The organism is Burkholderia stagnalis, from assembly GCF_902830275.1.
GTDB classification, from domain to species: domain Bacteria; phylum Pseudomonadota; class Gammaproteobacteria; order Burkholderiales; family Burkholderiaceae; genus Burkholderia; species Burkholderia stagnalis.
Map to the genome: position 1 here is coordinate 26,869 of NZ_CADESW010000039.1, position 11,086 is coordinate 37,954.

General features: G+C 69.7%; 10 protein-coding genes. 7 read left to right on the top strand and 3 right to left on the bottom strand.

Features of this window, described 5'->3' with window-relative positions; translation table 11 throughout:
• Positions 1–23 precede the first annotated feature (23 nt).
• From HWY45_RS35230 to HWY45_RS35240, 3 genes are all read left to right on the top strand, one after another.
• The gene (locus HWY45_RS35230; protein WP_150999279.1) at positions 24–542 is read left to right on the top strand and encodes a hypothetical protein; all 519 of its coding nucleotides are present in this window, start codon (positions 24–26) and stop codon (positions 540–542) included.
• 386 nt (positions 543–928) lie between these two features.
• Positions 929–1,651: a response regulator transcription factor gene (locus HWY45_RS35235; protein ID WP_059802688.1), complete on the top strand. Its 723-nt coding sequence runs from the start codon at positions 929–931 to the stop codon at positions 1,649–1,651.
• A complete protein-coding gene (locus HWY45_RS35240; RefSeq protein WP_059880315.1) occupies positions 1,648–3,162 on the top strand; it encodes a sensor histidine kinase in 1,515 nt (504 codons plus the stop codon). Before HWY45_RS35235 ends, HWY45_RS35240 begins: the two co-directional genes overlap by 4 nt.
• Positions 3,163–3,181: 19 nt before the next feature.
• Here the strand turns inward: HWY45_RS35240 and HWY45_RS35245 are convergent, their stop codons facing one another.
• Together HWY45_RS35245 and HWY45_RS35250 are read right to left on the bottom strand one after the other, a co-directional pair.
• Entirely contained in the window at positions 3,182–4,288 is a 1,107-nt protein-coding gene (locus tag HWY45_RS35245) for an AraC family transcriptional regulator (protein WP_059880318.1), read from the bottom strand.
• Between the two features lie 158 nt (positions 4,289–4,446).
• Positions 4,447–5,196 carry an SGNH/GDSL hydrolase family protein gene (locus tag HWY45_RS35250; RefSeq protein ID WP_059880320.1) on the bottom strand — a complete coding sequence of 250 codons (750 nt, stop codon included), beginning with the start codon at positions 5,194–5,196 and terminating at the stop codon, positions 4,447–4,449.
• 470 nt (positions 5,197–5,666) lie between these two features.
• On the opposite strand from HWY45_RS35250, the gene HWY45_RS35255 reads away from it, so the two are divergent.
• A complete protein-coding gene (locus HWY45_RS35255; RefSeq protein ID WP_059558929.1) occupies positions 5,667–7,301 on the top strand; it encodes an AMP-binding protein in 1,635 nt (544 codons plus the stop codon).
• Positions 7,301–8,458 (top strand): AraC family transcriptional regulator, encoded by a 1,158-nt coding sequence (locus HWY45_RS35260; protein WP_059880323.1) that lies wholly within the window; start codon positions 7,301–7,303, stop codon positions 8,456–8,458. The genes HWY45_RS35255 and HWY45_RS35260 overlap by 1 nt, the downstream gene beginning before the upstream one ends.
• 72 nt (positions 8,459–8,530) lie before the next feature.
• On the opposite strand, the gene HWY45_RS35265 is transcribed toward HWY45_RS35260, so the two are convergent.
• Positions 8,531–9,715 (bottom strand): FAD-dependent oxidoreductase, encoded by a 1,185-nt coding sequence (locus HWY45_RS35265; protein WP_059880326.1) that lies wholly within the window; start codon positions 9,713–9,715, stop codon positions 8,531–8,533.
• 112 nt (positions 9,716–9,827) lie between these two features.
• Here HWY45_RS35265 and HWY45_RS35270 point away from each other — a divergent pair, with 112 nt between their 5' ends.
• Together HWY45_RS35270 and HWY45_RS35275 are read left to right on the top strand one after the other, a co-directional pair.
• Positions 9,828–10,658: an AraC family transcriptional regulator gene (locus HWY45_RS35270; RefSeq protein ID WP_059880329.1), complete on the top strand. Its 831-nt coding sequence runs from the start codon at positions 9,828–9,830 to the stop codon at positions 10,656–10,658.
• Positions 10,659–10,892: 234 nt separating this feature from the next.
• On the top strand, positions 10,893–11,086 hold a 194-nt coding region (locus HWY45_RS35275; RefSeq protein WP_176118448.1), incomplete at its 3' end, for an acyl-CoA dehydrogenase N-terminal domain-containing protein.

The following is an 11,086-nucleotide window of genomic DNA, read 5'->3' on the forward strand; positions in this document are numbered from 1 at the left end:
CAGTCCATGCGAGGTAAACGATGATGAGGCGGCGAATTTTCATCCATCGCGCGCTGCGGATTTCCGGTGCGATCGGCGCAATCGGCGCGGTCGGCACGGCCCGCGCGTTGGGGTTCCAGCGTGGCGACGCGGTTTCGAATCGGCCGGGCCGGCCAGCGCAGGCGGCCGGCTATCAGGTCGCGGTCGATTACCGGTGGAATCTCCAAGCGCTGGCCTCCGGCATCTATGCGTCGAAGTACGGCGACGACGGCTTCGTTGAATGGCGCGCCGACGCGGCGGGGCGCGTCATCCGCTTCGAATTGACCGACAGGGCGCGATATTGGGACGGTCGCCCGATCGCGTGCGCCGACATCGATTGGGCCTGGAACCGGATACGGCCGATCGTGACGTCGATGACGGGCGTTTTACCGGTGGTCCGGTTCGAATCGACCGTGGCTTCCGCGCGCAGCGCGTTCGATGTGATCGTCGATCGGCCGGGCGCGCCGGACTTCGTCGACACCCCGCTTCCGTTGCTGATACGCGGGATGTTCGAGGCGGCATAGGGCAGGGGCGACGCATGCGTCACTGCGCCGCCGCGCGACGGCGGCCGATCCGGCCGGCCGATGCCAGGATGCGTTCAGGCTATTCAACGGCTGCCTTGTCGCGTTGAGGAGGCGAGGCCGGCCGCCGACAGGCGGAGGCCGGCCTCGGAGGGCCGCCCGCGGTCACCGGGTTTTTGGCGTTTCCCTGGCGTTCGGCCCCGGATGATGAAAGCCGCATGTCAAAGACAGGCGCGAAAAGCCTTGCCGGCGTTGGCTCCCGGCACGCACGTCATCCAGAGTTAAATTATTTGTGAACCCTTGCCGCCCTGAAATTTTGCACAATGGCGGCAAGGCGGCATTCCGTCGCCATCCGACCCCGATGCGCCGCACGACGCCGCCGACCCGCCATGGACCACCCGAAACGCATCCTGATCGTCGAGGACGACGCCGACATCGCCGACGTGCTGAGCCTGCACCTGCGCGACGAGCGCTATGAAGTCGTGCACAGCGCCGACGGCGCCGAGGGCCTGCGCCTGCTCGAGCAGGGCAACTGGGACGCGCTGATCCTCGACCTGATGCTGCCCGGCGTCGACGGGCTCGAGATCTGCCGGCGCGCGCGCGCCATGCAGCGCTACACGCCGATCATCATCACCAGCGCGCGTTCGAGCGAGGTGCACCGGATCCTCGGCCTCGAACTCGGCGCGGACGACTACCTGGCCAAGCCGTTCTCGGTGCTCGAACTGGTCGCGCGGGTCAAGGCGCTGCTGCGCCGCGTCGACGCGCTCGCGCGCGATTCGCGGATCGACGCCGGCACGCTCGACGTCGCCGGGCTGTCGATCGACCCGATCGCGCGCGAGGCGAGCGTGGACGGCGCGCGCATCGAGCTGACGCCGCGCGAATTCGACCTGCTGTATTTCTTCGCGCGGCATCCGGGCAAGGTGTTCTCGCGGATGGACCTGCTGAACGCCGTGTGGGGCTACCAGCACGAAGGCTACGAGCACACGGTCAACACCCACATCAACCGGCTGCGCGCGAAGATCGAGGCCGACCCGGCCGAGCCCGTGCGGATCCTCACCGTGTGGGGGCGCGGCTACAAGCTCGCCGCGCCGGACCAGCGGGACGCGTCATGAAGCTCACGCTCACGCAACGGCTGTCGCTCGTGTTCTCGGTGCTGCTGCTCGCGTGCTCCGGCGCGTCGGCGTGGCTGCAGATCCGCGCGAACGACATGCGCGAGATGGAAGTCGTGCAGGGCCTGTCGCGCGAGCTGGCCGCGCACATCGCGAACATCACGCCGCTGATGGATGCGAACGGGCTGCGCCCGGACGCGGTGCGCACGCTGTTCGGCCAGCTGATGGGCGTGAACCCGAGCGTCGAGGTGTATCTGCTCGACGGCGCGGGGCGGATCAAGGGCGACGACGCGCCGCCCGGGCACGTGAAGCGCGACCGCGTCGATCTCGCGCCGGTGCAGCGCTTCCTCGCGGGCGAGCCGCTGCCGATCCTCGGCGACGATCCGCGCAGCGCCGGCGGGCGCAAGATCTTCAGCGTCGCGCCGCTGCGCCGCGACGGGCAGCCGCCGTCGGGCTACATCTACGTGGTGCTGCTCGGCGAGGCGCACGACCGGCTCGCGGCGCGCTTCGACGCCGGCAACGTGCTGCGCACCACGCTTTGGTCGATGGCGCTCGTCGCGCTGCTCGGGCTGCTGGCGGGGCTCACGGCGTTCAGCTTCATCACGCGCCCGCTGCGCCGGCTGACGGAGGCGATGCGCCGCTTCGACGCGCACGGCGAGCCCGACACGCAGCCGCGCGTGCCGCGCCCGCCGCCCGGCCGGCGCGGCGACGACATCGCGGTGCTCGAATCGGCGTATGCGCAGATGGCCGACCGGATCGGCGAGCAATGGCGCGCGCTCACGCACCAGGACCAGCAGCGCCGCGAGCTGATCGCGAACATCTCGCACGACCTGCGCACGCCGCTCACGTCGCTGCACGGCTACCTGGAAACGCTGTCGCTGAAGGCGGGCACGCTCGATGAGGCGGAGCGCCGGCGCTACCTGTCGATCGCGCTCGCGCAGAGCGCGAAGGTCGGCCGGCTCGCGCAGGCGCTGTTCGAGCTTGCGCGGCTCGAATCGGGCGGCGTGCAGCCGGTGCACGAGGATTTCTCGCTCGTCGATCTCGTGCAGGACGTGTTCCAGAAGTTCGAGCTGGCCGCGAAGGCGCGGCATATCACGCTGCATGCGCGGATCCCGCCGCGCGTGCCGAACGTGTCGGCGGATCTCGGCATGATCGAGCGCGTGCTGACCAACCTGCTGGACAACGCGTTGCGGTACACGCCCGAACAGGGCGAGATCGAGGTCGCGCTGGCGCCGCGCGACGGCAAGGTGGAGGTGACGGTGTCGGATACGGGCCCGGGGATTCCGCCGGCGCAGCGCGAAGGCCTGTTCCAGCGCCCGCAGCGGCCGATGAGCGCGGGCGGCGCGACGGTGAACGGCGGGCTCGGGCTGTTGATCGTGCACCGGATGCTGATGCTGCACGACAGCCGGATCCGGCTGGTCGACCGGGCGGGACGGGGGGCGGTGTTCGAGTTTGCGCTGCCGGTCGCAAGCAGCGCGAACGAGGCGGCGAGCCGTTCCGGCGGCGCGCACTGAGACCCCTGCGCGGCGCCGCTTACGCGCTCCGTTTGCGCCGCACGTCGCTCGGCGTTTTGCCGGTCCAGCGCTTGAACGCGTGCCGGAACCCTACCGCGTCGCTGAAGCCGAGCGTCGCCGCGATGTCCTCGGTGCTGAGCGTGGTCGTGCTCAGGTAGTCGATCGCCAGCGCCTTGCGCACGCTCGTCAGCAGTTCGCTGTATGACGTGCCTTCGGCCTCGAGCTTGCGGCGCAGCGTGCGCGCGGTGATGCACAGCGTCTGTGCGATCGCGTCGAGGTCCGGGAACTGCCCCGGCAGGCGCGTCAGCTCCTGGTAGACGCGGCGCGTGACGCCCGACTGGGTGCGCAGTTCATCGAGCAGGCGCGCGCAGTGCGACGACACCTGCGCGGCGGTGATCGGGTTCGCGAGCTGCGGCGCGCGCGTGAGCCAGGCGGCCGGGTAGCTGAGCACGTTGCGCGGCTGGTCGAACGCGAGCGGGCATTCGAGCGCGTCGGACAGCATGGCTGCGTGCGGCGGCTCCGGCTGCGTGAACTGCGCGCGCGCCGGCACGCACCACGCGCCCATCACGTCCTTGATGATCGTCACGTGCAGCGCGAACTGCATGTCGATCAGGAAGCGGTACAGCGGCTCGTCGAGACAGGTCAGCGGCATGGTTTCCGGATCGGGAAACAGCCACGACACCGTGTCGTCCTGCACGACCCACCGGATCTCGAGCATGCGGTTCGCGATCTGGTGGTATTTGACGGCCGAGTCGAACGCGTGGGCCATCGATTCCGAGCACAGCATCGCGTAGCCGTACATCCCGTAGCTCGACGCGTGCAGCCGATGCCCGACCCGCACGCCGAGATCCGGTTTGCCGTATGCGCGGATCGCGTTGCTCGCGGCGGTCAGGAACTGCTGCGACGACGTGAGCGTGAACGGATCGACGACGGCGGCGGGATCGAGATCCGTCCCCGCCAGCACCGCACCGGCGTCGAGCCCCAGGTCCGACGCGACCTGCAGCAGGACGGCGAGCTTGGACGGCGAGAAGCACTTCTCGCGCAGCATGGCGGGTAGCGCGGCGTCGGGCGACCGATCGCCGGGAGGGCGTGTCCTGGCCGGTTTCAACGGCGCATCGCGCAGCATGAGTGAGTCCTGAGTCCGATTCGATACCGATTCCGGGTACGCGATTCTGCCCTCGAATGCGCCGGATCGCCACAGGGTTCACCCTGAGCGCGGCCGCCGCCCGTGGGCCGGGCCGCCCGCCGCGCATGGCGCCGGCGCTCCGCTTGGCTCGATGTCGACTACTTTCCCGCGTGTACGGGCGGGCGCGTCTCGCTGATCAACGCCAGAATTTTCTCGGTGACGAGTTCGGCCCATCGACGATATTGATTCGGCCCGGGATGGTACCGGTCGATTGCCATCTCGGCGGGATTCGCGGCCCACTCGAGCGACACGTAACGTCGCGCGGGATGGCGGTCGACCCAGCGCCGCAAAGCCCGATCGAGTCGAATGGCGTAGCGGCCGAGGTACCACCGCAGCGGATGCGGCGCGGCCGGCAGGATGCGCAACGGCGGCAGTCCTGTCACGACGATGCCGGCGGCGCCGGTGCGCAGCCCGAGATGATCGGCGAGCGCGATATAGTCGCGGATGAATTGCCCCGGCTTGCGCTGGGACGTGACGTCGTTCGTGCCGAGCGCCGTGACGAGGTAATCGGCCGGCCCGATCGTGCTGCACATCGACAGCTTCAACGCCTCGTCCGTATTGACGCCGGACTTCGCGATCAGCTGCCATTCGACCCGGCGGCCCGTGGCGCATGCCAGGAGCTGTGCAACCGGCTGCGCCAGTGCATGTTCCTGCTCGTCCACGCCCACGCCCGCCGCCGAAGAATCGCCGACCACCAGAATGCGCAGCGGCGCCGTCGCACCGTCATCCGCGCCCTCGCTCCCTTGACGGGGGCCGTTGGCCTCGGGCAGGCGCAGCGCGGTTCTGCGCAACCAACTTGCCTGGGCCAGCAAGATCGGGCCAAGCGCGTACTTGTATAGCGTCAGCATGGAGCAGGAAGATCGAGGTGATGCACCTTCGTAGTGAAGAATCGCGAGGAGGCTACGCGACTTCGTTCGGAAAGGCCAGCGTTGCCGCGATACCGGCCGGGCAGGGACGTCGATGACGCCGGTCGGCAGCATGTCGAGCGAGATCGTGCGTACGGCGGCCTGCGCCGACGACTGGGCGCTGCGTCGGACCGCGCGTTCCTTTGCCGCCGAACCATCGGTGGTCAGTCGGGCCCTCCCTTCCTCCACCGCGCAGGATCGCAGGTGTGCAAGATTCCAGGGCGCGCGCCGCGTTCCGAGGTCGGGGCGGCGAGCAGCGGATCGAGTCCTTGCGAACGACCCGCGTGTCCGTTTCGATCACCAATTCGGCCGCGCCGATCATTTGCAAAGCGCGGCCGGCGCGCGATAGTCGGCGCTTGACTGACGGCCCTCCCCGCCCGGGCGACGCGCGCCGGCCGTACAAGGATACCTACATCATGAAGAGACACTGGCTCGGGTCGTATGGCCCGATTCCCGCCGAGATCGACGCCGATCGCCTTCCCTCGATCAATGCGCTGCTGGACGACGCGATGCGCCGGTTCGCCGACAAGCCGGCGTTCCGCGCGTACGGGCGCACGCTCACCTACGCGGACGTCGACCGCCTGTCGACCGCGCTGGCCGCCTATCTGCAGCAGGTCGTCGGGGTCCGGAAGGGCGACCGCGTGGCCGTGATGCTGCCCAACGTGCTCGCGTTTCCGGTGGCGTTCGTCGCCGTCGCGAAGATCGGCGCGATCCAGGTCAACGTGAACCCGCTCTACACGGCACGCGAGCTCGAGCACCAGCTCAACGACGCGGGCGTCGAGGTGGCCGTGGTGTGCGGCGGGTCGATGGGCACGTTCGCCGACGTGGTCGGCAATACGCGCATCCGCAGCGTGCTGAGCGTGGGCCGCGGCGATCTCGGCGTGCTCGACGCGCCGGCCGGCGTGTGCGAAGCGCTGCCGACCGGCTCGATCGCGCTCGCTCACGCGCTGGCCGCGGGCGAAACGCTCGCCTTCGAACCGGTCGCGCCGAGCGGCAGCGACCTGCTGCTGCTGCAGTACACGGGCGGCACCACCGGGCTGTCGAAGGGCGCCGCGCTGTCGCACCGCAACCTCGTCGCGAACATCGAACAGTTCGCGGCGATCGTGCCCGACGCGCGGCAGCCGGGCGAAGAGGTCGTCGTCACCGCGATCCCGCTGTATCACATCTTCGCGCTGACGGTGAACTTCCTGTCCTACTTCGCGATCGGCGCGGAAAACTGGCTCGTCGCGAACCCGCGCGAGATCGATGGGTTCATCGACGTGCTGAAGGCCGCGCGGCCGACGGTGTTCGTCGGCGTCAACACGCTGTACGCGGGGCTCGCGGGCCATCCGCGCCTGAAGGAAGTCGACTGGTCGCGCCTGAAGCTCGCGGCCGGCGGCGGCGCGGCGGTGATCGACGTGATCTCGTCGCGCTGGAAGGCGGTGACGGGCACCTTCATCCGCGAAGGCTACGGCCTGTCGGAAACGTCGCCGGTGGTGTCGTTCAACCCGCATTACATCGACGCGTTCACGGGCTCCACGGGCCTGCCGCTGCCGTCCACCGACGTGGCGCTGCTCGACGACCAGGATCGCGAGGTCGCCATCGGCGAAGCCGGCGAGATCTGCGTGAAGGGGCCGCAGGTGATGGCCGGCTACTGGCAGCAGCCGGACGCGAACGCGCGCGCGTTCACCGCCGACGGCTATTTCCGCACCGGCGACATCGGCGTGTTCGACGACAAGGGGTTCCTGCGGATCGTCGACCGCAAGAAGGACATGGTCATCGTGTCGGGCTTCAACGTCTATCCGAACGAGGTGGAGGCGGTCGCGACCGCGTTCCCGGGCGTCGCCGAATGCGCGTGCATCGGCGTGCCGGACGAGCGCACGGGCGAGGCGGTCAAGCTGTTCGTGGTGGTGGCGCGCGACGCGTTCGTGGCCGAGGCGGACCTGATCGCGCATTGCCGCGCGAGCCTCGCGGCGTACAAGGTGCCCAAGCGCATCCGTTTCGTCGAGCAGCTGCCGAAATCGACGGTCGGCAAGATCCTGCGCCGGGAACTCGGCCACCTCGACTGATGGCGGCGCCGCGCCGGCGGCCCCGCGCGGATGGGCGGCCCGGGCTCGGCGCGGCCCGCGCGCGGCCGGTCAAGTACAATGCCAGCGATTCGTTGGACAGCTACGCCATGACCGGCACCGATTCGTTTTCTTCCCCGCCTGGCCGTGCGCTGCCTTCGCCGAGCGCGACGGTGCCGATTTCGCTCGTCAACGGCTTTCTCGCGAGCGCGGGCGTGCAGCGCGACGTGATCGAGCGGTATCTGCGGCAGGCCGGCATTCCGAGCGAACTGCAGGGCGAGCCGAACGCGCGCGTGACCGAGGAGCAGTTCTCGACGCTGTACCGCACGCTCGCGATCGATCTCGACGACGAGATGCCCGGCATCTTCTCGCGCCCGCTGCGCAGCGGCACGCTGAAGTTCCTGTGCCTCAGCCTGCTGGACGCGCGCAACCTCGAAACCGCGCTGCATCGTTTCGGGCAGTTCTTCCATATCCTCGTCGACGATTTCTTCGTCGATTCGAAGCGCGACGGCCTCGTCGGCCAGGTCGTGATCCGGCCGAACCCGGCCTTCGGCCCGATCGGCCCGCTCGGCCAGGAACTGATGCTGAAGCTCGTGCACGGCGTGTGCTCCTGGCTGATCGGCCAGACGATTCCGCTGCTGCAGGTCGAGTTCGCGTGCCCGCGGCCGCGTCACGCGGTCGATCACCTCTTCTACTTCTTCTCGGGGCCGGTGCAGTTCGACAGCAGCCGCACGCTGATGCGCTTCAGCGCCGATTATCTCGACGTGCCGATCCGGCAAAGCAAGCGCAACCTGCGCAAATTCCTCGCGCGCGCGCCCGGCGACTGGATCTTCGAATCGTTCAGCGAACAGCTCGTGTGCCACCGCGTGCGGCAGTATCTGTCGGGCGAACTGCCGAGCCTGCCGACGATCGAGGCGGCCGCCGACAGCCTGCACTGCTCGGTGCGCACGCTGAGCCGCCACCTGTCGGCCGAGGGCACGACGTTCCAGGTGCTGAAGGACGAACTGCGGCGCGACATCGCGATCCAGCGGCTCACCGACACGAACGACACGATCGCGGCGATCGGCGCCGACCTCGGTTTCGACGATCCGAGCGCGTTTCATCGCGCGTTCCGGCACTGGACGGGCAGCACGCCCGGTACTTATCGGCGAAGCGCGTAGCGTCGCGGCGGCCGCTCGCCGCGTTCCCGATCGGCACGCAACGGGTGTCGGATCGCGCAGGGAAGCGGGCTTTCATCGGGAAAACAGCAGGGCCGCCGCGCGCTCCGATGCGGCCACGGCGTCGGTGGCCCATGCGCGCATCTGTTCCGCGTAACGGGCGACGGCATGCCGGACGCTTTCGCCGCTCTCCGCGTGCTCGGCCAGCAGGGCGGCCAGCGCACCGGCGCCTTTGAGCGCGGTGTTGGCGCCTGCGCCGCCCGCGGGGCTCATCGCATGAATCGCATCGCCGAGCAGCGTGACGGGCCCGGCAGGCAGCGGCACGTCGGGTCGCCCGCGGCGAACGGGCTGCGCAGCCACGGCGGACGGCGGCGTGTCGCACAGCAGGCGCCGCAGGGCCGGGTGCCAGTGCCGCACGACCGGCTCGAGCGCGGCAGGCAAGCGGGGCGCGGCCGCGGACGGGCCGTCCAGTCCGAAACGGCTGCGCGGGCCGATCAGCGCCCAGTAGAAGTAGTCGTCCGGCTGCGAAAGCCGGCAATGCGGCACGGTGCTCGCCGCGCGCGCGGGCAGCTCGGCCTGGAAGCGCATGTCCTCGAGGACGGCGGTGCAGCCGTCCGCAAACACCACGCTGGTGCCGCCGCGCAGCATGGCTTCGTCGCCGGGCTGTAGCCGGGTCTTGCCGTAGACGCAGAGGCTGCCGGTGTCGTCCGGTGCGGCGGCAGGGGCAAGCTGCGACCGTATCGCGGAGTTGACGCCGTCCGCGCCCACCAATACGTCGCAATCGACGATGCCGCCGTGCGTGAACCGCGCTTGCACGCGTCCATCGGGCAGCGTCCGGTAGTGGTCGATCGCGTGGCCGAAATGGATATGGTGCTCGATGCCCGCCATCAGGATCTCGCGCAGGGTCAGCCGGTCGAGGCTCAGGTCGGCCGGGTCTTCCGGTTCCGAGGCGGGCGGATCCGCTTGCCAGCCGGCCGGCACGCGTCCGGCAGCGGGCGTGAGCCGGGGCGTCAGGAAGCGTGTGCCGGCCGTGCGCCGAGAGGCCGCCGCGCGGAACAGCGCGTAGAGCCCGGCGGGCAGGCTGGCGGCCAGCGCACGCTGGCCCGTCGCGTCGATGCGGATGCGGAAACCCTGCCGGCGGCTGTCGAGCGCGGGGTCGCGCTCGTACACGTCGAAGGCGATGCCGGCGCGTTTCAGTGCCTGGGCGAGGCACAGGCCGCCGAGGCCCGCGCCGACGATGGCGACATGGATTGACTGCATGGAAACGTCTCCGAAAGTCGCGCCGGATGGCGCTGTCCGGCGCACAGTGTTCCGTGATCGCGGTCACGCACGATAACGGCATCTGGCCATCAAATGCCATAAACTGGCCAACATGAAAAAAGCCGCGGCGACCGAGACGACCTCCCCCGATTTCAGCGAGTGGCTGGACGGCCCCGCGCTGATCGCGCTGCGCGGCAACGACGATCCGGCGAGCGCCTTTCGCCTCGGCACGCGCGAGTACGACTGGCACACGCATGCGCGCGGCCAGGTGCTCTGCGTGGAGGCAGGATTGATTCATGTGCATACGCCGCACGGCGCGTGGCTGCTGCCGCCGCGCCGCGCCGGCTGGGTGCCGCCGGGCGCGCCGCACCGGGTGCGGGTCAGCGGCGCGCTGAGCGGCTGGGTGCTGCTGGCCGCGCCGGCGTTCTGCGCGGGCTTGCCGGCCCGGCCGTGCGTGATCGGCGTCAGCGAGGTGCTGCGGGCGCTGGCGTATCGCGCGATCGACTGGGACAAGCAGGCCGCGCTGGCACCCGAGCACGAACGAATGGCCGCGGTGATCCACGACGAGATCCGGCGCGCACCGCACGAGGCGCTGCATGTGCCGATGCCGGACGATCCGCGCCTGGCTCGCGTGGCGCGGGCCGTCCTCGACGAACCCGGCAGCCCGCGCACGCTCGATGCGTGGGCGGCGTTCGGCGCGATGTCGCCGCGGACGCTGCGGCGGCTCATGGTGGCCGAGACGGGGCTGAGCTTCGCGCAGTGGCGCCAGCAGGCGCGGCTCGCGCATGGTCTCGACCTGCTCGCGCGCGGCCGGCCGGTCGCCGAGGTGTCGGACGCGCTGGGCTATGCGTCGCCCAGCAACTTCATCTTGATGTTCCGCAAGGCCCTCGGCGATTCGCCGGCGCACTATTTTTCCCGCCGGCCCGACGGGCAATCGGGCTGAGCACGCGGCATCGCGACCCGGCCCTTTGCCCGGATGCGCTTGCCGCGACGACGAAGACGACTGCCGGGCGGCCCTGCATCCCGTGGCCGGTTTTGTCAGTAGGTGGGCCGGATATGACAATGGAAATCCGGCTCCCGGGGGTTACGATTCGCCGGACGTCGCCGTTGGCTGGCCGATTTTGCCGTATCGGACCGCATGGCGAACCCCTATCCCCGCCAGACTGGAAGATCGATCATGAGCTATACCGCCCCCGTCAAGGACATGCTGTTCGTGCTGAAGGAACTCGCCGGCATCGACGCCGTCGCGCAGTTGCCGGGCTTCGAGGATGCGGGTTTCGACACCGCGCAGGCCGTGCTCGACGAATCCGCGAAATTCTGCGGCGAGGTGCTGGCGCCGCTGAACGTCGAAGGCGATCGCAACCCGAGCAG

What these genes read in the sequence shown, in the direction of transcription:
- HWY45_RS35230 (WP_150999279.1), top strand. Translation starts at nt 24, where the DNA reads ATGAGGCGGCGAATTTTCATCCATCGCGCGCTGCGGATTTCCGGTGCG.
- HWY45_RS35235 (WP_059802688.1), top strand. Translation starts at nt 929, where the DNA reads ATGGACCACCCGAAACGCATCCTGATCGTCGAGGACGACGCCGACATC.
- HWY45_RS35240 (WP_059880315.1), top strand. Translation starts at nt 1,648, where the DNA reads ATGAAGCTCACGCTCACGCAACGGCTGTCGCTCGTGTTCTCGGTGCTG.
- HWY45_RS35245 (WP_059880318.1), bottom strand. Translation starts at nt 4,288, where the DNA reads ATGCTGCGCGATGCGCCGTTGAAACCGGCCAGGACACGCCCTCCCGGC.
- HWY45_RS35250 (WP_059880320.1), bottom strand. Translation starts at nt 5,196, where the DNA reads ATGCTGACGCTATACAAGTACGCGCTTGGCCCGATCTTGCTGGCCCAG.
- HWY45_RS35260 (WP_059880323.1), top strand. Translation starts at nt 7,301, where the DNA reads ATGGCGGCGCCGCGCCGGCGGCCCCGCGCGGATGGGCGGCCCGGGCTC.
- HWY45_RS35265 (WP_059880326.1), bottom strand. Translation starts at nt 9,715, where the DNA reads ATGCAGTCAATCCATGTCGCCATCGTCGGCGCGGGCCTCGGCGGCCTG.
- HWY45_RS35270 (WP_059880329.1), top strand. Translation starts at nt 9,828, where the DNA reads ATGAAAAAAGCCGCGGCGACCGAGACGACCTCCCCCGATTTCAGCGAG.